The organism is Ensifer sp. ENS09, from assembly GCF_014852425.1.
Taxonomy (GTDB): domain Bacteria; phylum Pseudomonadota; class Alphaproteobacteria; order Rhizobiales; family Rhizobiaceae; genus Ensifer.
Window position 1 is genome coordinate 1,531,772 of the sequence record NZ_JACVBP010000001.1, and the last position, 20,205, is coordinate 1,551,976.

17 protein-coding genes are annotated in these 20,205 nt (G+C 63.1%); 14 read left to right on the top strand and 3 right to left on the bottom strand.

Going from position 1 to position 20,205, the window contains the following annotated elements; genetic code table 11:
- Positions 1-14 precede the first annotated feature (14 nt).
- Entirely contained in the window at positions 15-1,328 is a 1,314-nt protein-coding gene (preA, locus tag IB267_RS07635) for an NAD-dependent dihydropyrimidine dehydrogenase subunit PreA (protein ID WP_104668042.1), read from the top strand.
- Between the two features lie 76 nt (positions 1,329-1,404).
- Here preA and IB267_RS07640 read toward each other — a convergent pair whose 3' ends face one another.
- On the bottom strand, positions 1,405-2,427 hold the full coding sequence (locus IB267_RS07640; protein WP_192447052.1) for an NAD(P)-dependent alcohol dehydrogenase: 1,023 nt from the start codon (positions 2,425-2,427) through the stop codon (positions 1,405-1,407).
- Positions 2,428-2,533: 106 nt separating this feature from the next.
- On the opposite strand from IB267_RS07640, the gene IB267_RS07645 reads away from it, so the two are divergent.
- From IB267_RS07645 to IB267_RS07655, 3 genes are all read left to right on the top strand, one after another.
- A complete protein-coding gene (locus IB267_RS07645) occupies positions 2,534-3,433 on the top strand; it encodes a LysR family transcriptional regulator (RefSeq protein ID WP_192447053.1) in 900 nt (299 codons plus the stop codon).
- Positions 3,434-3,692: 259 nt separating this feature from the next.
- Positions 3,693-5,369 (top strand): adenylate/guanylate cyclase domain-containing protein, encoded by a 1,677-nt coding sequence (locus IB267_RS07650; protein WP_192447054.1) that lies wholly within the window; start codon positions 3,693-3,695, stop codon positions 5,367-5,369.
- Between the two features lie 75 nt (positions 5,370-5,444).
- Positions 5,445-6,362, top strand: a complete 918-nt coding sequence (locus IB267_RS07655; protein ID WP_371742506.1) for a DMT family transporter — start codon at positions 5,445-5,447, stop codon at positions 6,360-6,362.
- 16 nt (positions 6,363-6,378) lie between these two features.
- On the opposite strand, the gene IB267_RS07660 is transcribed toward IB267_RS07655, so the two are convergent.
- Complete coding sequence (locus IB267_RS07660) at positions 6,379-7,032, bottom strand: TetR family transcriptional regulator C-terminal domain-containing protein (protein WP_034794116.1); 654 nt, start codon at positions 7,030-7,032, stop codon at positions 6,379-6,381.
- 282 nt (positions 7,033-7,314) lie between these two features.
- On the opposite strand from IB267_RS07660, the gene IB267_RS07665 reads away from it, so the two are divergent.
- Both IB267_RS07665 and hydA read left to right on the top strand, forming a co-directional pair.
- Positions 7,315-8,565 (top strand): Zn-dependent hydrolase, encoded by a 1,251-nt coding sequence (locus IB267_RS07665; protein WP_192447055.1) that lies wholly within the window; start codon positions 7,315-7,317, stop codon positions 8,563-8,565.
- A gap of 82 nt (positions 8,566-8,647) precedes the next feature.
- The gene (gene hydA / locus IB267_RS07670) at positions 8,648-10,102 is read left to right on the top strand and encodes a dihydropyrimidinase (protein WP_192447056.1); all 1,455 of its coding nucleotides are present in this window, start codon (positions 8,648-8,650) and stop codon (positions 10,100-10,102) included.
- 93 nt (positions 10,103-10,195) lie between these two features.
- On the opposite strand, the gene IB267_RS07675 is transcribed toward hydA, so the two are convergent.
- Positions 10,196-10,609, bottom strand: a complete 414-nt coding sequence (locus tag IB267_RS07675) for a cupin domain-containing protein (RefSeq protein WP_192447057.1) — start codon at positions 10,607-10,609, stop codon at positions 10,196-10,198.
- Positions 10,610-10,730: 121 nt separating this feature from the next.
- On the opposite strand from IB267_RS07675, the gene IB267_RS07680 reads away from it, so the two are divergent.
- From IB267_RS07680 to IB267_RS07715, 8 genes are all read left to right on the top strand, one after another.
- On the top strand, positions 10,731-11,522 hold the full coding sequence (locus IB267_RS07680; RefSeq protein ID WP_192447058.1) for an ABC transporter ATP-binding protein: 792 nt from the start codon (positions 10,731-10,733) through the stop codon (positions 11,520-11,522).
- Positions 11,512-11,976, top strand: a complete 465-nt coding sequence (locus IB267_RS07685) for a GNAT family N-acetyltransferase (RefSeq protein ID WP_192447059.1) — start codon at positions 11,512-11,514, stop codon at positions 11,974-11,976. The genes IB267_RS07680 and IB267_RS07685 overlap by 11 nt, the downstream gene beginning before the upstream one ends.
- Entirely contained in the window at positions 11,973-12,308 is a 336-nt protein-coding gene (locus IB267_RS07690; protein ID WP_192447060.1) for a hypothetical protein, read from the top strand. The genes IB267_RS07685 and IB267_RS07690 overlap by 4 nt, the downstream gene beginning before the upstream one ends.
- A gap of 2 nt (positions 12,309-12,310) precedes the next feature.
- Entirely contained in the window at positions 12,311-13,195 is an 885-nt protein-coding gene (locus tag IB267_RS07695) for an ABC transporter permease (protein ID WP_192447061.1), read from the top strand.
- On the top strand, positions 13,192-14,061 hold the full coding sequence (locus tag IB267_RS07700) for an ABC transporter permease (protein WP_192447062.1): 870 nt from the start codon (positions 13,192-13,194) through the stop codon (positions 14,059-14,061). Before IB267_RS07695 ends, IB267_RS07700 begins: the two co-directional genes overlap by 4 nt.
- Before the next feature lie 51 nt (positions 14,062-14,112).
- Positions 14,113-15,105: an ABC transporter substrate-binding protein gene (locus IB267_RS07705; RefSeq protein WP_043620767.1), complete on the top strand. Its 993-nt coding sequence runs from the start codon at positions 14,113-14,115 to the stop codon at positions 15,103-15,105.
- A 525-nt stretch (positions 15,106-15,630) separates the two neighbouring features.
- Positions 15,631-16,818 carry an efflux RND transporter periplasmic adaptor subunit gene (locus IB267_RS07710; protein ID WP_192447063.1) on the top strand — a complete coding sequence of 396 codons (1,188 nt, stop codon included), beginning with the start codon at positions 15,631-15,633 and terminating at the stop codon, positions 16,816-16,818.
- Between the two features lie 14 nt (positions 16,819-16,832).
- Complete coding sequence (locus IB267_RS07715; RefSeq protein ID WP_192447064.1) at positions 16,833-20,147, top strand: efflux RND transporter permease subunit; 3,315 nt, start codon at positions 16,833-16,835, stop codon at positions 20,145-20,147.
- Positions 20,148-20,205: the final 58 nt, after the last annotated feature.

Sequence of the window (20,205 nt, forward strand, 5' to 3'; positions counted from 1 at the left end):
GGGAGGAGAAACCAATGGCTGATCTTCGCAACAATTTCGTCGGCATCAAATCCCCGAACCCGTTCTGGCTGGCATCCGCGCCGCCGACGGACAAGGCCTACAACGTCGAGCGCGCCTTCAAGGCGGGCTGGGGCGGCGTCGTCTGGAAGACGCTCGGTGAGGAAGGCCCGCCGGTCGTCAACGTCAACGGACCGCGCTACGGCGCGATCTGGGGCGCCGACCGCCGGCTGCTGGGCTTGAACAACATCGAGCTCATCACCGACCGCGACCTCTATGTGAACCTGCGCGAAATGAAGCAGGTGAAGATGAACTGGCCGGATCGCGCCCTGATCGCTTCGATCATGGTGCCCTGCGAGGAAGAGGCGTGGAAGGCGATCCTGCCGCTGGTCGAGGAAACCGGCGCCGACGGCATCGAGCTCAACTTCGGCTGTCCGCACGGCATGTCCGAGCGCGGCATGGGTGCTGCGGTCGGCCAGGTGCCGGAATACATCGAGATGGTCGTGCGCTGGTGCAAGCAATACACGCGCATGCCCGTCATCACCAAGCTGACGCCCAACATCACCGACATCCGCAAGCCGGCGCGTGCCGCCAAGGCCGGCGGCACGGACGCCGTGTCGCTGATCAACACGATCAACTCGATCGTCTCGGTCGATCTCGACAACTTCGCGCCGAACCCGACGGTCGGCGGCAAGGGCACCCACGGCGGCTATTGCGGCCCGGCGGTCAAGCCGATCGCGCTCAACATGGTCGCCGAGATCGCCCGCGATCCGGAAACCTACGGCCTGCCGATCTCCGGCATCGGCGGCATCACCACCTGGCGGGATGCGGCCGAGTTCCTGGCGCTGGGTGCCGGCAATGTTCAGGTCTGCACCGCAGCCATGACCTACGGCTTCAAGATCGTCCAGGAAATGATCTCGGGCCTTTCGGACTGGATGGACGCCAAGGGTCACCGCAACCTCGACGACATCACCGGGCGCGCGGTCCCGAACGTCACCGACTGGCAGTACCTGAACCTCAACTACATCGCCAAGGCGAAGATCGACCAGGATGCCTGCATCAAGTGCGGTCGCTGCCACATCGCCTGCGAGGACACCTCGCACCAGGCGATCACGCAGTTCGTCAACGGCGTGCGTCATTTCGAGGTGATGGAAGACGAGTGCGTCGGCTGCAATCTCTGCGTCAACGTCTGTCCCGTCGAAAACTGCATTACCATGGAAGAGCTGCCGGTCGGCACGATCGATCAGCGTACCGGCAAGCCGGTTGATCCGAACTACGCAAACTGGACCACGCACCCGAACAACCCGATGGCCCGCCAGGCCGCGGAATAAAGATACCCGAGCGGGTTTGCCCGCACCGCATCGAACGAAGCCGCCGGACCTCCAGCCGGCGGCTTCGTCGTTCAACTCAGACCTCAACGACCACCTTGCCGAACGGACCGCGATCGAGATGCGCGAGCGCGTCCGGCAATTCGGAGAACCGGTAGCGGGCATCGATCACCGGCTTGATCCCAGTCCGGTCGATGGCGCCGACCAGATCTTCCAGCGCCCGGCGATGGGCGACGCCGATGCCCTGGATAACAGGCGATTTCAGAAGAACCGGGGTCACCGGCGCAGAGATCTCGGCGCCCTCGAATACCCCGATCACCGAAATCCTTCCCTGCACGGCCACAGCCTGCAGCGACTTGCCGAGATTGGCGCCACCGGCGATCTCCAAAATATGGTCGGCGCCGCGATCGCCGGTGATCTCGAGAACACGCTCCGCCCAATCCTCTCTCACGCGATTGATGCCGTGTTCGGCGCCCAGAGCAAGCGCGCGCTCGAGCTTTTCGTCGCTCGCCGACGTGACGATAACCTCGGCGCCATGTGCCTTTGCGATCTGCAGGCCGAACAGCGATACGCCGCCGGTGCCCTGCACGACGACGCGGTCGCCCGCCTTCGGATGCCCCTTCTCGACCAGTGCGAACCAGGCCGTCACCCCGGCACAGGGCAAGGTGCTCGCCTCAGCGTCGTCAAGGCTTTCAGGTGCTTTCACGAACCAGCCCTCCGGAAAGGCGACATATTGCGAAGCGACACCCGGATTGAGACCACCGAGCGCGAAGGAGGTGGGGTGACGGGCCGTGCCCGGCTTCTGGCCGTCGATCCAGGTGGGATCGAAGACGGAGATGACCCGATCGCCCGGCTGGAAGCGGGTGACGCCCCGGCCGACCGCTTCGACTACGCCCGCCATGTCGGAGCCCGGCACGAAGGGGAATGAAAGCGGCATGCCCATGCCGTTTTCCAGGACCAGCTTGTCGCGGAAATTGAGCGACAGGGCGGTCGTGCGAACGAGCACCTCGCCCGGCCCGGCTTCCGGAACGCGCCCTTCGGTAAGCTTCAGGTTGGCGGCGCCGAACCTGTCGATAGTCCATTCCTTCATCAGTCTTGCCATGGTCTTTCCTTTCATCGGTTCGATCAGATGAAGAAACCATAGCGTTGAAATTATCTCTCTAGTTGCGATATGATTTCGACATATTGGTTCCCTGAAGGATACAAATATGAGCGACCTCAACGGTGTCTCGGTGTTCGTGGAAGCGGCTGACGCCGGTGGGTTTTCCGCCGCTGCCGAAAGGCTCAATCTGTCGCGCTCCGCGGTCGGCAAGACGGTTGCCAAACTCGAACAGCGGTTGGGCGTCCGCCTCTTCCACCGCACCACGCGCACGCAGAGCCTCACCGACGAGGGCCAGCTTTTCTACGAAAACTGCCTGCGGGCGCTTAGTGAAATCCGGGCCGGCGAAGCGCTGCTGGAATCCGGCAAGCAGGAGATCCAGGGCCGCCTGCGCCTGTCGATGCCGGTGCATTTCGGACGCCAGTGCATCATGCCGCTGCTGTCGGAACTGCTGCGGACACACCCGCGCCTGGAGTTCGACCTCAATTTCAGCGACCGCAACGTCGATCTCGTCGAGGATGGCTTCGACCTCGCTATCCGCACCGGTCCGCTGCGCAGCGAACCGGACCTGATGACGCGAAAGATCGTCGACCAGCGCATGACCGTCTGCGCCTCCCCGGCCTATCTCGAGGCAAACGGCACGCCGGAAACGATCGACGACCTGATGTCCCATCAGGCGATCCTCTATCGGCGCAGCGGTCAGCCGCACGCCTGGTCCTTTCCGGGAAAGGGGACGCAGGTGCGAACCGTCACGCCGCCATCGCGGCTGCGGCTCGACGACCTGACGTCGATCGCCGATGCGGCAGCCAGCGGCTTCGGCATCGCCTGGCTGCCCTGCTGGCTCGTTCGCAACGCCATCGCCTCTGGCTCGCTGGTGCGGATACTCACGGATACGCCGGCGCTGTCCTACGGCACCTATGTCGTCTGGCCGAAGACCCAGTACATGCCGTCAAAGCTGCGTCTGCTCATCGACACCCTGGTCGCACGCCTGCCGCCGATGATGGAATAAGGCAGCATTGCGTTGGATGGGCGCCAAGACGATCGAAGCAGGTGGCCAACAGAGCTGAATAGCCTTCCCGGCCGATAACGAACAGGACACGAAAACGAAACAGATTGTGTAAAAATGGTAAGTTGTCGGCTCGCACGATCTGGATAATAAGGGAGAACTCATACGGGGCGCGCCGCGGGCTCGATCAGGGCCGTAGCGCTGTCTCCGACGGTTTTGACACTGCAGCCGGACGGCGCTCCGGCAGAGCCGGACTTTTTGCTTGACGATCATTTCGGCCAACCGACGCAAGCGAATTCACCTCGTCTCCGGGGCCATCCTCGGTACGTTCGTCCTGGCGCATTTCTTCAACCATTCGCTCGGCCTGATCTCCATCGAGGCGATGGAAACCGCCCGCAGGGGCTTCAATCTCATCTGGCACAGCCTGCCCGGCACGGTGCTGCTCTATGGCGCCCTGCTTTTGCACTTCGTCATGGCGCTCGAAAGCATCTACCGCCGGCAGACGCTCAGAATGCCGACGCGCGAGGCGCTGAAGATCGTCTTCGGCCTCAGCCTGCCCTTCCTGCTGATCGGCCATGTCACCGCCGCGCGCGTTGAGCCTCTCTTCACAGGGATCGACGCCGACTATCCGGACATGCTCCGCACGCTCTGGTCGAATTCGTTCAACGCCATCAGGCAGTCGGTCGCCCTGCTGCTCGTCTGGGGCCACGGCTGCCTCGGAGCCTGGTTCTGGATGCGCGGCCGGCCCTGGTTTCCACGCTACGAAATCCTGCTCTACACGGTCGCGATCCTGGTGCCGATCTTCGCGTTGCTCGGCTTCGTCAGCGGCGCCCGCTCGATGGAGGACGGGTACGCCGAACATGGCGGCTACGGCGACCGTTCCTATTCGAAGCCTCAGTTCGATCTGACGCTCCTCGAGGATATTCGGCTCGGTCTCTATTTCGGCTTCGGCGGCCTGATCGCCGGCACGTTCCTGCTGCGGGCCATGCCGAAGGGTGGGCGCATTCGCGTCCGCTACCCCGACGGTCGGGTCGCCACCGTCAATCTCGGCTTCAGCGTGCTGGAAGCAAGCCGCGCCGCCGGGATCCCGCATGTCTCGGTCTGCGGCGGCCGTGGCCGATGCTCGACCTGCCGCGTGCGCATCATCCAGGGCCTTGAAGACCAGCCACAGCCCGAGGATGCCGAGCTTGCGACCCTCACGCGGATCGGCGCCCCCGACAATGTCCGCCTCGCCTGCCAGTTCCGCCCGGTGCACAATGTGACGGTCGTGCCGATCCTCGACAGCGACAGCCTCGGCATCAAGAGGCAGATCGGGCGCGAGGGCGGCGAAGGCCGTGAGCGGCGCATCGCCGTGCTCTTCTGCGACCTGCGCGGCTTCACCAGCATTGCCGAACACAAGCTGCCTTTCGACACCGTGTTCCTGCTCAACCGCTACTTCGAGATGGTGGGCGAAGCGGTCGAGGATTCCGGTGGCGTCATCGACAAGTTCATCGGCGACGGCGCTTTGGCGATCTTCGGCCTGAAGAGCACCTATACCGAGGCCTGCCGTCAGTCGCTTGCCGCCGCCGTGCGCATATCCAAGGGCCTCGAAACGCTGAATCAGACCTTCCGCGGCGAACTCGACGAGCCGCTGCGCATCGCCATGGGACTGCACGCAGGCCCGGCGATCATCGGCGAGATCGGCTACGGCCAGGCGACATCGCTGACGGCGGTCGGCGATACCATCAACACGGCGAGCCGGCTGGAGGGCCTCGCCAAGGAACATGACGTGCAACTGGCCGTCTCGGCCGAACTCGTCAACCGTGCGGGTCTGGTGATCGAAGGACACGAGCGACTGGACATCGGCCTGCGCGGCCGGCAGGCGACGCTCGAAACCTGGATCGTCGAGGACGCCGTGCGCATCTCCGAGGCCTTGCAGCCAGCCCCGTCAAACGCGTAGTCTGGGGTGCTCGCGTCTTTCAGGCGCGCCGAGCCCCCGCCCTCATGCTCCCCGGTACAGCGAATGAAACAGGACGTGTCCCCGAAAACGGTTCATCAGGTTCACGCGAAAGGCATCGAGAAGCTGAGGGCGCATCTGGCGATGATGACCTTTGCCATCCTGATCGCCGGCTCCTTCTCCTTCGGCGGGCTTGCCACCCAGCATATGGGTGCTGGCCCCCTGACTCTCTGGCGCTACCTGCTGACAGTCGTCGTGCTTGGCCTGATGACCTTCGGCTATGCCCGCGTTCCCTTCCATTTCCCCAAGCAATGGTGGCGCTTCCTCATCCTCGGCGGGCTGATCGCCGTCTACATGCTGACGATGTTCAAGGCGCTGGAATTCACCAACCCGGTGTCGACCGGCGCCGTGTTCACGCTGATGCCGCTCTTGAGCGCAGGCTTTGCCTATCTGCTGCTCGGCCAGCGCACGCGCCCGGGCGTGCTTGCGGGCCTCATCATCGCCGCCCTCGGCGCCGTCTGGGTGATCTTCCGGGCCAACATCCAGGCGATCCTTGCCTTCGATATCGGCCAGGGCGAGCTGATCTTCTTCGTCGGCGTCGTCTGCCATGCGGTCTATGTGCCGCTGATCCGCAAGTTCGGCCGCGAGGAAAGCCCTTTCGCCTTCGGCTTCTGGGTGGCGGTCTTCACCGTGCCCTGGCTGCTGGCGCCCGGCGCCGTCGGCCTCGTCACCACCGACTTTGCCGCGCTTCCGGCAATCGTCTGGATGGCCGTGCTCTATCTTGCCGTGGTCACGACCGCGATCACCTTCCTGCTCTTGCAATACGCCTCCATGCGGCTGCCGGCATCGAAGGTGCTCGGCTACGGCTACCTGACACCGAGCTTCATCATCCTGCTCGAAGGTCTGCTCGGCCATGGCTGGACCAGCCTGCCGGTGCTTGCCGGGGCGCTGACCACCGCCTGCGGCCTGCTGTTGATGGCGCTCTTGCCGGATTGAAAATCCGTGTGGCGGCTCAGGCCGCCGGCTGTTCGCTCACCTGCAGCCCGTCGACGAAGAGCCGTTCGAGGAAGCGTGCCGCATCCTCGAAACGTCCGTCCCCGGCGTTGCCCTGCCCGAGCACGGCGCGCACCTGCACGTCAAAGTCGGCGTAATGCTGGGTGGTCGACCAGATCGCGAAGATCAGGTGATAGGGATCGCATTTGGCGATCTTGCCGGCCTTGGCCCAGGCGCGGATCACCTCGGCCTTCTCGTCGACCAGCGACTTCAAGGGCCCCTTCAGCTCGTCCTCGATATGCGGCGCGCCCTGCAGCACCTCGTTGGCGAAGAGCCGGCTTTCGCGCGGATAGTCGCGGGCCATTTCGAGCTTGCGCCGGATATAGCTGCGGATCTCGGCGACCGGGTTCCCCTCGGCGTTGAACTCCCGCAACGGGTCGAGCCAGGTGTCGAGCACGCGGTCGATCAGCGCCCGGTGCATCGCCTCCTTGGTGCGGAAATAATAGAGCAGATTGGGCTTCGACATGCCCGCCACTTCGGCGATCTGGTCGACGGTCGAGCCGCGAAAACCGTTGGCGGAAAAGACTTCGAGCGCCGCCTCGAGAATGCGCTCTTCCTTCTCCCCCTGTATCCGGGTCCGCCTCTGGGTCCTGGCCGCTCTCGGTAATACCATCTGTCCCCCTGGCCATGCCTGCGCGCCTCGTCGCGCAGGAACCGGCTGCCCAATTTCTGGCCTCGCCATCTTCTTGGGCAACAACTTCGTTTTTTTGTTTTTCCGGCTTGAGTGCCGCAACGGAAGTTGTAATGTTTACCAACCGGTCAAATTATCAGCCAGTTCACTGCCAAAGGCAACGGCTGATCGAAGGGCACCAGAAAAAACCAAGCCTGGATTTGACCACGGGAACATAAGGGCGCGCCGATCAAGGCAAAGCCCTGAAAAGATGAGGAGACCGCCGTGGCTGCACCTGGCGAGAACATGCGCGTCAACGCCGACCGCCTGTGGGATTCACTTATGGAAATGGCCAAGATCGGCCCTGGCGTCGCGGGCGGCAACAACCGCCAGACGCTCACCGACGAGGACGCCGAAGGGCGCCGGCTGTTCCAGTCCTGGTGCGAAAAGGCCGGCCTCACCATGGGCCTCGACACCATGGGCAACATGTTCTTCACCCGTCCCGGCACCGACCCGGACGCCCTGCCCGTCTATGTCGGCTCGCATCTCGACACCCAGCCGACGGGCGGCAAGTATGATGGTGTGCTCGGCGTGCTCTCCGGCCTCGAAGTCGTGCGCTCGATGAACGATCTCGGCATCAAGACCAAGCACCCGATCGTCGTCACCAACTGGACCAACGAGGAAGGCGCGCGTTTCGCACCCGCCATGCTCGCGTCGGGCGTCTTTGCCGGCGTTCATACGCAGGACTTCGCCTATGGCCGCAAGGATCCGGAAGGAAAGACATTCGGCAACGAATTGAAGCGCATCGGCTGGGTCGGCGACGAAGAGGTCGGCGCCCGCAAGATGCACGCCTATTTCGAATACCATATCGAGCAGGGCCCGATCCTCGAGGCCGAAGGCAAGGACATCGGCGTCGTCACCCACTGTCAGGGCCTGTGGTGGCTGGAATTCACACTGACCGGCCGCGAAGCGCACACGGGCTCCACCCCGATGAACATGCGCGTCAATGCGGGCCTTGCCATGGCCCGCATCCTGGAAATGGTCCAAGGCGTCGCCATGGAAAATCAGCCGGGCGCCGTCGGTGGCGTCGGCCAGGTGTTCTTCTCGCCCAATTCGCGCAACGTGTTGCCCGGCAAGGTGGTCTTCACTGTCGACATCCGATCGCCCGACAAGGCCAAGCTTGACCGCATGCGCGCGAAGATCGAGGCGGAAGCGCCCAAGATCACAGACGCACTCGGCGTCGGCTGTTCCATCGAGGCGATTGGCCATTTCGAGCCGGTGACCTTCGACCCGAAACTCGTCACCGCCGTGCGGAGTGCTGCTGAACGCCTCGGCTACAGCCACATGAACCTCATCTCGGGCGCTGGACACGACGCCTGCTGGGCGGCCAAGGTCGCGCCGACGACGATGATCATGTGCCCCTGCGTCGGTGGCCTCAGCCACAACGAGGCGGAGGACATCTCCAGGGAATGGGCAGGCGCTGGCGCCGACGTCCTTTTCCACGCCGTCGTCGAAACGGCAGAAATCGTCGAATGAGTTTGCGGGCGGGACGAAAGTTCCGCCCTTTTTCGTGGCGGCCGGATGGCCACCGGAAGTGCAATCGCGAGGATCAAGAACCATGAGCACTGTCATCAAGGGTGGAACCATCGTCACGGCCGACCTGACCTACAGGGCGGACGTCAAGATCGAGGGCGGAAAGATCGTCGAGATCGGCGCAGATCTTTCAGGCAACGAGACGCTGGATGCCAGCGGCTGCTACATCATGCCGGGCGGCATCGACCCGCACACCCATCTCGAAATGCCCTTCATGGGCACCTATTCCTCGGATGATTTCGAAAGCGGCACACGCGCGGCCCTTGCCGGCGGCACGACCATGGTGGTCGATTTTGCCCTCCCCTCGCCCAAGCAGTCGCTGCTCGAAGCGCACACCATGTGGGACAACAAGTCGACACGCGCGAACTGCGACTACTCCTTCCACATGGCGATCACCTGGTGGAGCGAGCAGGTCTTCAACGAGATGGAGACCATCGTCAAGGACAAGGGCATCAACACCTTCAAGCACTTCATGGCCTATAAGGGCGCGCTGATGGTGGACGACGACGAGATGTTCTCGTCCTTCCAGCGCTGCGCCGCACTCGGTGCGTTGCCCCTGGTGCACGCCGAAAACGGCGACGTCGTCGCGCAACTCCAGGCAAAGCTTCTGGCCGAAGGCAACAACGGACCGGAAGCGCATGCCTATTCCCGCCCTGCCGAAGTCGAAGGCGAGGCGACCAACCGTGCGATCATGATCGCCGACATGGCGGGCTGCCCGGTCTATATCGTCCACACCTCCTGCGAACAGGCACACGAAGCGATCCGCCGCGCCCGCTCCAAGGGCATGCGCGTCTTCGGCGAACCGCTGATCCAGCATCTGACGCTCGACGAGACCGAATATTTCAACAAGGACTGGGACCATGCGGCTCGCCGCGTGATGTCGCCGCCCTTCCGCAACAAGCTGCATCAGGACTCACTCTGGGCCGGCCTCGCCTCGGGATCGCTGCAGGTGGTGGCAACCGACCATTGCGCCTTCACCTCCGAGCAGAAGCGCTTCGGCGTCGGCGACTTCACGAAGATCCCGAACGGCACCGGCGGCCTGGAAGACCGCATGCCGATGCTTTGGACCCATGGCGTCAACACCGGCCGCATCACCATGAACGAGTTCGTGGCGGTGACCTCCACCAACATCGCCAAGATCCTCAACATCTACCCGAAGAAGGGCGCGATCCTCGTCGGCGCCGATGCCGACCTCGTCGTCTGGGATCCGAAGCGCACCAAGACGATCTCCGCCAAGAGCCAGCAGTCGGCGATCGATTACAACGTCTTCGAGGGCAAGGAGGTGAAGGGCCTGCCGCGCTTTACCCTCACCCGCGGCGTCGTCGCGATCGAGGAAAGCACGATCAAGACCCGCGAGGGCCACGGCGAATTCGTCCGACGCGATCCCTTCCCGGCCGTCAGCTCGGCCCTTTCGACCTGGAAGGAAGTCACTGCCCCCCGCGCCGTCCAGCGCACCGGCATTCCGGCTACGGGCGTCTGAGGCCTCATGTTTCGCGGCTTGCACGTCTTCGCGCCGCTCTGTCTCACCGGACATGTCCCGCCACCTTGGCGGGGCGCTTCGGCCTGGGAGCCGTCAGCCGGGCACGAGGTGATCGAGATCGGGCAGCAGCACGAGGCTTTCGAGCTGGTTCGGGTCCGTGCGCGCGATAACGGCCGAACAGGGTTCGTTCGAACGGTTCTCCGGCAGGTGCGGCACGCCGGCGGGGATGTAGACCATTTCGCCGGCCCGAGCGACGACGTGCTCCTCAAGCCTCTCGCCAAACCAGGTCCAGGCCTCTCCGGAAAGCACGTAGATCGCCGTCTCGTGGCTCTCGTGCAGATGCGCCTTGGCGCGCGCGCCGGGCGGGATCGTCACGATATGCATGCAGAGCCCGGTCGCCCCGACGGTCTCCGCCGCAATGCCCTCGAAATAGTTGAGCCCCTGCTGGCCGGCCACGGCGCCTTCAGGACGAACCACGCGACAGCCCGGATTGGATGATCGAGACATGAGCGTTCTCCAGAATTCCCTGAAAAACCAGCAACAAACGGCTTCGCACCCAAATCCGCGATTGCATGTTGCCGGTCCGGATAGCAGTCTGACACAGACCAGCCAGAATGAGTATTCGCCGATGACGTCCAATACCGCATCCGTGGTTTCGGCCCGGGACCTCTGCCTGACTTTCGAAACCGCCGATGGCCCGGTGCATGCACTGACCGGCGTCAACCTGGATGTCGCCAAGGGTGACTTCGTTTCCTTCATCGGTCCGTCCGGCTGCGGCAAGACGACCTTCCTGCGCGTGATCGCCGATCTCGAAAAGGCGACCTCCGGCAAGATCAGCGTCAACGACATGACACCCGAGGAAGCGCGCAAAGAGCGCGCCTATGGCTATGTCTTCCAGGCGGCCGCGCTCTATCCCTGGCGCACGATCGAAAACAACATCGCCCTGCCGCTGGAGATCATGGGCTATTCGAAGGAGGAGAAGAAGGCGCGTATCGAGCGCACGCTCGACCTCGTCAATCTCACGGGCTTCGGCAAGAAATACCCCTGGCAGCTCTCCGGCGGCATGCAGCAGCGCGCCTCGATCGCCCGCGCACTCGCCTTCGACGCCGACCTGCTTTTGATGGACGAGCCCTTCGGCGCGCTCGACGAGATCGTGCGCGACCACCTCAACGAACAGCTCTTGAAGCTCTGGGCCCGCACCAACAAGACGATCTGTTTCGTCACCCATTCGATCCCTGAAGCTGTCTACCTCTCCACCAAGATCGTGGTGATGAGCCCCCGCCCCGGCCGCGTCACCGATGTGATCGAATCGCCGCTGCCGCGCGAACGGCCGCTCGGCATTCGCGAGACACCGGAGTTCCTCGAAATCGCCCATCGCGTCCGCGAAGGCCTGCGCGCGGGACACAGCTATGACGAATAGCATAGGCATCCGCCGGGCCGAACGGACCGACATGGCCGCCTGCGCCGGCATTCTCAATCGCTGGATCGACGCGACGGCCTGGATGCCGCGGGTGCACGAGCATGCCGATGTCGAACGTTATTACGCCGAAACCGTCTTTGCCGAACGCACCGTGTTCCTGGCCGAGGAGGATGGCGAGATCGCCGGCTTCCTTTCCCTCTCCGACGACCGCCACGTCACTGCGCTCTATATCGACGAGCGGCACCGTGGCGCCGGCATTGGCGCTCGGCTGATCGACACCGCGAAGGCGATGTCACCGGACGAGTTGAGCCTTTGGACCTTCGAAAACAACCGTGATGCCCAGCGCTTCTACGAGCACCAGGGCTTTAAGGCTGTGCGGCGGACCGACGGCGACAACGAGGAGCAACTGCCGGATATCCTCTATCGCTGGCGCGGCAGGGAGGTGCGGGCATGAACCTTGCCTTTGGCCTCTGGATGCTGCTCGCAACGACGATCTTCCTCGGCGGCGCCACGGCCTCGCGCGCCTATGTCTCCAACAACCACCTCGGAATGCTCATCCTGGCACTCGGGCTCTACGTGGTCGGCAACATCATCATGGTGAAGCTCATGCGCGCGGGCGGCCTTGGCCTCGCCATCTCGCTGTCGGCGATCGTGCAGCTCGTGATGGTCAATGTCATCGCCTTCACGGTGTTCGGCGAACGATTGAGCCTCACACAGGCCGCCGGCGTGCTTCTCGGCATCGTCGCCATGGGCCTGATGTTGTTGCCCGCAAGCGGAAAGGCGTGACGATGCAGGAACCAAGTTTCATCAGGGACAAGTTGGTGCCGGTCGGCACCGTCGTCCTGCTGCTGATCGCCATCTGGTATGTCGCGGTCGTCTTCCTCAACGCGCCGTTCGAGCGTGATACGGCAGCCCGCGCCGGCACCGAGATCAGCTTTTCCGACATCGTGCGCAACACCATGGCGCAGGAACGTCCGGTCCTGCCGGCACCGCACCAGGTGGTCGCCGAAATCTGGGACACGACCTTCAACAAGGCGATCACCTCCAAGCGCAGCCTCGTCTACCACGCCTGGATCACGCTCTCGGCGACCCTGCTCGGCTTCGGCATCGGCGCCGCGCTCGGCATCCTCCTGGCAGTTGGCATCGTCCACAACCGCGCGATGGACCGCTCGCTGATGCCCTGGGTGATCGCCAGCCAAACGATCCCGATCCTCGCCATCGCGCCGATGATCATCGTCGTCTTGAACGCTATCGGCATTTCCGGGCTGTTGCCGAAGGCGCTGATCTCGACCTATCTCTCCTTCTTCCCTGTCGTCGTCGGCATGGTGAAGGGCCTGCGCAGCCCCGAGACGATCCAGCTCGACCTCATGCACACCTACAATGCCTCCCCGTCGCAGACCTTCTGGAAGCTGCGCTGGCCGTCGTCGATGCCCTATCTCTTCACTTCGCTGAAGGTCGCCGTCGCCATTTCGCTGGTCGGTGCTATCGTCGGCGAACTGCCGACCGGTGCTGTCGCCGGCCTCGGCGCCCGGCTGCTCGCCGGCTCCTACTACGGCCAGACGGTCCAGATCTGGGCGGCGCTGTTCATGGCGGCGGCTCTTGCAGCCGTTCTCGTCATGATCGTCGGCTTCGCCCATACCGCCGTCCTCAAGCGCATGGGAGCCAAGCCATGAACCTTCCCGTCCTTGCCGCTGCGATCATCTTCTGGCTCGCCGCCTGGGCCTTCAACGAATGGCTGGTGCGCCAGAACTTCCAGAGCGCGGCCGCAAACAGCGCCGCCCGCTTCGCCGTGCCGGTGATCTTCGGCATCACCATCCTGGTTCTCTGGGAAGGCATCGTCCGCGGCTTCCAGGTTCCCTCGGTGCTGCTGCCGGCGCCCTCGATGATCTGGCAAAAGCTGATCAACTCGCTGCCGACGCTTGGCGCCGATTTCCGTCAGACCTTCCTGAAGGCGGTCTTGACCGGCTATGCGCTCGGCTGCGGTCTCGGCTTTGCCGTCGCGATCCTGATCGACCGTTCGCCCTTCCTGCAGAAGGGCCTCCTGCCGCTCGGCAATTTCGTGTCGGCGCTTCCGGTGATCGGCGTCGCCCCGATCATGGTCATGTGGTTCGGCTTCGACTGGCAGTCGAAGGTTGCCGTCGTCGTCATCATGACCTTCTTCCCGATGCTGGTGAACACGGTCGCCGGCCTTGCCGCCGCCAGCCACATGGAACGCGACCTGATGCGCACCTACGCTGCCTCCTGGTGGCAGACGCTGGTCAAATTGCGCCTGCCGGCCGCCTGGCCGTTCATCTTCACCGCGCTCAAGATCAATTCGACGCTGGCGCTGATCGGCGCCATCGTCGCCGAGTTCTTCGGGACCCCCATCGTCGGCATGGGGTTCCGGATTTCCACGGAAGTGGGACGCATGAATGTCGACATGGTCTGGGCCGAGATCGCCGTTGCGGCGGTCGCCGGTTCCGCCTTCTACGGGGTGGTCGCACTCATCGAGCGCGCCGTCACCTTCTGGCATCCCTCCATCCGCGGAGGGCGCGCCTGAGCCTGCTTGAAGAACTTAAATAAAACGAAGTAAAAACAAGAGGGAACTGACATGAACAAAAGACTTGCATCGCTTCTCGCCGCAGGCGTCTTTTCGCTCGCAGCGTTCCAGGCTGAAGCCGCCGAAAAGGTGACGCTGCAGCTGAAGTGGGTGACCCAGGCGCAATTTGCCGGCTACTACGTCGCAAAGGACAAGGGCTTCTACGAAGAAGAAGGCCTCGACGTCGACATCAAGCCCGGCGGTCCGGACATCGCACCGGCCCAGGTGATCGCTGGCGGCGGCGCCGACGTCATCGTCGACTGGATGCCGTCGGCTCTTGCGACCCGTGAAAAGGGCGTGGCCCTCGTCAACATCGCCCAGCCGTTCAAGAAGTCGGGCATGATGCTGACCTGCCTGAAGGAAACCGGTGTCACCAGCCCCGACAAGTTCAAGGGCCAGACGCTGGGTGTCTGGTTCTTCGGCAACGAGTATCCGTTCCTCTCCTGGATGTCGCACCTGAAGATCCCGACCGACGGCGGGCCGAACGGCGTCACCGTGCTGAAGCAGGGCTTCAACGTCGACCCGCTGATCCAGAAGCAGGCCGCCTGCATCTCGACCATGACCTACAATGAGTACTGGCAGGTCATCGACGCCGGCATCAAGCCGGACGACCTGGTGACCTTCAAGTATGAAGACCAGGGCGTGGCGACGCTTGAAGACGGCCTTTACGTGCTTGAGGACAAGCTCAAGGATCCGGCCTTCAAGGATAAGATGGTCAAGTTCGTCCGTGCCTCGATGAAGGGCTGGAAATACGCAGAACAGAACCCGGACGAAGCCGCCGATATCGTTCTTGAGAACGACTCCACCGGCGCCCAGACGGAGAAGCACCAGAAGCGCATGATGAGCGAAGTGGCGAAGCTCACAGCCGGTTCCAACGGTTCGCTCGACGAGGCAGACTACAAACGCACCGTCCAGTCGCTGCTTTCGGGCGGTTCCGATCCCGTGATTTCCAAGGAGCCTGAGGGCGCCTGGACCCACGAGATCACCGACGCCGCGCTGAAATAGGACCTGTTTCCACAAAGCAAAAGAGGGTCGCACGGCTCAGTATCGTGCGGCCCTCTTCCGTTTTCTTAGCGGTCGTTCGCATCCGCCAAGTTGCTGCCGGGTACCGGGCGTGGGGGTGGTAACGCGGCGAGCAACGGCGCTACCTTTGCTTGCCACTGTCAAGATCGTGTCAAGATCGCAACCATAACCGCAGAACGAACTAAATATTGAGGCACCATCGCTTCGTGCACTCTTGTAAGCGTGCAAGGCCGAGATTACATAGGCGACGATGTTTGTTGGAGGCAGGCATGATGGAGGACGTCTTTTTTCCAGTGCCATGCCTGCGGTAACCGGTCCCAGTTCCGCCCGCGTCTACGGTCTGATACCGTGCACGCGGAGCGCGAAGTGAGGAGAAGCGCAGTCTTCTGTCCCCGTGCAATCGACGGGGCGCGATGTCGGCGCGATAAAATCGCCTGATTGCCCGTGGATCCTGCCTCGAGCGGTGATCCGCTCGATGTTGTTTCCATTGCCGGGACTGTAAAGCCGATGGCTCAAAAAGTATTGCCTGTTCTCAGCGTGTGCGCTGCGATGACACTTGGTTCGCTTTCCTTCGCCCGGGCGGAGGAAGCAGCGCAACCGAAACCAGCGCCGAGCCTGCCCTCCATCGTCGTGACGACGGCGGTCGACCAGTCGATTAGCGACCGGGTGGTTGCGACCGGCACCATCCAGGCCGTCGAGCAGGTCTATGTCGCCCCGATGGTTGACGGCCTCTCCATCCGCACGCTCAATGTCGATGTCGGCGACACGGTCGAAGCCGGCAGCGTTCTCGTGGTCTTGAACGACGACGCTCTTCGTCTGCAAAAAAGCGAACTCGAAGCATCGCTTGCCAAGGCCGAAGCCGGGCTTGCCCAGTTGAACGCCCAGCTCAGCGAAACCAAGGCCAACAACGACGAGGCCAAGCGCGTCAGCGAACGCGCCGCCGAACTCTCCAAGAACGGCACCGTCTCGACGGCCGAGGCCGATCGCGTCCGGGCACTCGCGATCGCCACGCATGCCCGCGTGCTTTCGGCCGAGCAGGCCGTGGCCGTCGCCAGTGCCGACATCAAGGTCGCCGAAGCACAGATCGACGACATCGATCTGCGCCTCGCCCGGACCGAGGTCAAGGCGCCGGTCGCCGGTGTCATTTCGGCCAAGAATGCCAAGGTCGGCGCGATCGCCACCGGCAACAGCGAACCGCTCTTCGCCATGATCCGCGATGGTGCGATCGAGATGAAGGCGGATGTCGCCGAAGCCGATATCATCAAGCTCGTCGTCGGTCAGCCGGCCGTCGTGACGCTCGCCGGCGGCAACACCAAGGTCGAGGGCAAGATCCGCCTGATCGCACCGACGGTCGATCCGGTTAGTCGCCTCGGCACCGTTTTCATCAGCTTGGTGGATACCGAGAAAGCACGCTCCGGCATGTATGCGAGCGCGCTGATCACCGCCGAGCAGAAGCAGGCGGTCGTCTTGCCGCAAACGGCCGTTACCAATGAGAACGGCCGCACGATCGTCCGGAAGGTGGAAGACGGTGTCATCCGCATCCTGCCGGTCAAGACGGGGATTTCCGACGGCAAGTTCATCGAAGTCGTCGACGGCGTGAAGGCCGGAGACGATGTCGTGGCGAGAGCCGGCGCCTATGTCCGCGACGGCGACCGCATCAACCCCGTCAAGTCCGCCGAACCAGCGACCAACTGACAGGAACAGTGACCATGAACTTCTCAGCCTGGTCCATACGCAATCCGATCGCACCGATCCTTGCCTTTTTTGTGCTGATGGTGCTCGGCTATCAGTCTTTCAATAGCCTGCCTATCACCCGCTTCCCCAACATCGACGTGCCGATCGTCTCGATCAGCGTGGCCCAGAGCGGTGCCTCGCCAGCCGAGCTTGAAACGCAGGTCACCAAGGAAATCGAGGACGCGGTCGCCAGCGTCACCGGTGTCGACCATATCCAGTCGACGATCAACGACGGCACATCGACCACCGCCGTGATCTTCCGCATGGAAGTGCCGACAACCCAGGCTGTGCAGGACGTGAAGGATGCAATCGACCGTATCCGCAGCGACCTGCCGACCTCGATCGAAGAGCCGATCGTCTCCAAGGTCGATGTCGAAGGCCAGGCGATCCAGACCTTCTCCGTCTCGGCGCCCGGCATGTCGCTCGAAGAACTTTCCTGGTTCGTCGATGACGTCATCAAGCGCGAAATCCAGGGCAAGAGCGGGATTGGCCGCGTCGACCGCTACGGCGGCGCCGACCGGGAAGTGCGTGTCGAACTCAACGAAGACAAGCTGAATTCGCTCGGCATCACCGCCGCCGACGTCAATGGCCAGCTGCGCCGCATGAACATGGACCTCGGCTCCGGCCGCGGTCAGGTGGGCGGCAGCGAGCAGGCGATCCGCACGCTCGGCGACGCCCGCAATGTCGACCAACTCGCCAACACGATGATCTCGGTCCCGAGCGGCCGTTTCGTGCGCCTGTCCGATCTTGGCACGGTGACCGACACCTATGAGGAGCCACGCTCCTTCTCGCGCTTCAACGGCACCCCCGGCGTGACCTTCGCAGTTTTCCGCGCCAAGGGCGCCTCGGAAGTCAGCGTCGCCGAGACGGTCGCCAAATCGCTCGAGAAAATCCGCGCGTCGAACCCGGATGTCACCATCGAGATGGTCGACGATTCCGTCTACTTTACCTACGGCAACTACGAAGCCGCGCTGCACACGCTGATGGAAGGCGCGCTGCTCGCCGTCATCGTCGTCATGCTGTTCCTGCGCAACTGGCGCGCCACGCTGATCTGCGCCGTCGCCCTGCCGTTGTCGGCCGTTCCAACCTTCTGGGTCATGGAACTGCTCGGCTTCTCACTCAATCTCGTCAGCTTCCTCGCACTGACACTTGCAACCGGCATCCTTGTCGACGACGCCATCGTCGAGATCGAGAATATCGAGCGGCATATCCATATGGGCAAGTCGCCCTACAGGGCGGCGATCGAAGCGGCGGATGAAATCGGCCTCGCGGTGATCGCAACCACGTTCACGATCATCGCGGTTTTCATCCCGGTGTCGTTCATGCCGGGGATTGTTGGCCAGTACTTCATCCAGTTTGGCCTAACCGTCGCCGTCTCGGTCTTCTTCTCGCTGCTCGTTGCACGCCTGATTACGCCGGTCATGGCCGCCTATATGATGCGTCCGTCCAAACTTGACGGGCATCATGCCGAAGACGGCACCCTGATGCGCGGCTACACGCGTCTGGTTCATGCGACGACGAAACGCTGGTACATGCGCTACCTGACGGTGCTCATCGCGATCGGGGTGACCGTGGCCTCCGTGGCCGCCTTGTTCATGTTCGTGCCCGGCGGGTTCCTGCCTCCGGACGACACGTCGCGAGTCAGCCTGTCGGTCGAACTGGCGCCTGACGCTATGCTGGAAGACACCGACCGGACGACCGCGCAGATCTACGAAAGGGTCAAGGACCTGGACGGCGTGGAAAGCGTGTTCGTGCTTGGCGGTGCCTCGCCCAAGGGTGACCTGGAATTGCGCCGGGCCACCGTGACGGTGCTGCTCGAAAAGCGCGACCACTCGCTCCTCAACAAGGTGGTCAACGACGTCTTCGGCAAACTGCCGGTCGTCGGCCAGTACCTGCCGAAGTTGCCGCCATCGGGCCGCATCATTCCGCAGTCGCAGATCGAGAAGGAAATCTTTGCCCGCGTTCGCGATTTGCCGGATGTCCGGGTGATCAAGCTCAACGACCGCGGCGAGCGGGAACTGTCGTTCAATCTGCTCTCCAACAACGAGGCTGATCTCGACAAGGCCGTCGGCATTCTGGAAGGAAAGCTGCGCAGCGATCCGTTGCTGGCCAATGTCAGCCCGGACGGCGCCCTTCCGCGTCCCGAGTTGCAGATCCGTCCACGCGACGAGCAGATGTCGCGCCTCGGCATCACCACGGCACAAATCTCCGAAGTGATCCGCGTCGCCACCATCGGCGATATCGACGCTGCATTGACGAAGATCGCCCTTGACGGCCGGCTGATCCCGATCCGCGTGCAGATCAACCGCGACTTCCGCACGGATATCGCCGCGATCCGCAATCTGAAGATCCAGACCGCTTCGGGCTTGACGGTACCGTTGTCGAGCGTCGCCGACATCAACTATTCCGAAGGCCCGAGCTCGATCAAACGTTACGACCGCAACCGTGTCGTGGCGCTCGGCGCGGATCTTCCGATCGGCGTGGCGCTCAATACCGCCTCTGCGCGCTTCCTACAGATTGCCGACGAAGCCAAGATGCCGTCCACGGTTCAACTGCTGAAGAGCGGTGACGCAGAGGTCGAAGAGGAAATGCAGCAAAGTTTCGTCAATGCGATGCTGCTCGGCCTGATGCTGGTGCTGGTGGTGCTGATCCTCCTGTTCAAGGATGTGATCCAGCCGTTCACCATCCTGTTCTCGCTGCCGCTTGCGATGGGCGGTGTCGCAGCCGGCTTGATCCTGACCCAGAACTCGCTGTCGATGCCGGTGCTGATCGGCATCCTGATGCTGATGGGCATCGTCACCAAGAACGCGATCCTGCTCGTCGACTTCGGTATCGAGATGATGCATCACGGCATGGACCGGACGCAGGCGATGATCGAAGCGGGCCGCAAGCGCGCCCGCCCGATCATCATGACATCGATCGCCATGTCGGCGGGCATGCTGCCCTCCGCGCTTGGCGTCGGCGAAGGCGGCTCGTTCCGCGCCCCGATGGCGATCGCCGTGATCGGCGGCATCATCGTCTCGACGGTTCTCAGCCTCGTCGTGGTACCATCGTTCTTCCTGATTATGGACGACCTGTCGCGCCTGCTCGCCTGGGCTTTCGGACGCTTCGTCGGCAAGAAGGATGAGGAAAACCTGCCGCTCGACCGCGAAGCCCTCACGGGCCTCGTGCACGAACAAGGCAAGACGATCGAGGGCCTGGAAGACCGGCTGAAGACCCTGGAAACGGACCAGACCAAGGCAAGGTCCGGCGGCAAGGTCATCAATCATCCGGCGCTCGCAGCCGAGTAAATCGTCACCGGCGTGGCCCTCCACCCTGGGCTGCCACAATTCCAAAGCAAGCCCGCGC

Coding starts and splice junctions, on each gene's coding strand:
- IB267_RS07660 (WP_034794116.1), bottom strand. CDS start 7,032: ATGGTATTACCGAGAGCGGCCAGGACCCAGAGGCGGACCCGGATACAG.
- IB267_RS07640 (WP_192447052.1), bottom strand. CDS start 2,427: ATGGCAAGACTGATGAAGGAATGGACTATCGACAGGTTCGGCGCCGCC.
- IB267_RS07705 (WP_043620767.1), top strand. CDS start 14,113: ATGAACAAAAGACTTGCATCGCTTCTCGCCGCAGGCGTCTTTTCGCTC.
- IB267_RS07715 (WP_192447064.1), top strand. CDS start 16,833: ATGAACTTCTCAGCCTGGTCCATACGCAATCCGATCGCACCGATCCTT.
- IB267_RS07685 (WP_192447059.1), top strand. CDS start 11,512: ATGACGAATAGCATAGGCATCCGCCGGGCCGAACGGACCGACATGGCC.
- IB267_RS07675 (WP_192447057.1), bottom strand. CDS start 10,609: ATGTCTCGATCATCCAATCCGGGCTGTCGCGTGGTTCGTCCTGAAGGC.
- IB267_RS07680 (WP_192447058.1), top strand. CDS start 10,731: ATGACGTCCAATACCGCATCCGTGGTTTCGGCCCGGGACCTCTGCCTG.
- preA (WP_104668042.1), top strand. CDS start 15: ATGGCTGATCTTCGCAACAATTTCGTCGGCATCAAATCCCCGAACCCG.
- IB267_RS07710 (WP_192447063.1), top strand. CDS start 15,631: ATGGCTCAAAAAGTATTGCCTGTTCTCAGCGTGTGCGCTGCGATGACA.
- IB267_RS07690 (WP_192447060.1), top strand. CDS start 11,973: ATGAACCTTGCCTTTGGCCTCTGGATGCTGCTCGCAACGACGATCTTC.
- hydA (WP_192447056.1), top strand. CDS start 8,648: ATGAGCACTGTCATCAAGGGTGGAACCATCGTCACGGCCGACCTGACC.
- IB267_RS07700 (WP_192447062.1), top strand. CDS start 13,192: ATGAACCTTCCCGTCCTTGCCGCTGCGATCATCTTCTGGCTCGCCGCC.
- IB267_RS07695 (WP_192447061.1), top strand. CDS start 12,311: ATGCAGGAACCAAGTTTCATCAGGGACAAGTTGGTGCCGGTCGGCACC.
- IB267_RS07645 (WP_192447053.1), top strand. CDS start 2,534: ATGAGCGACCTCAACGGTGTCTCGGTGTTCGTGGAAGCGGCTGACGCC.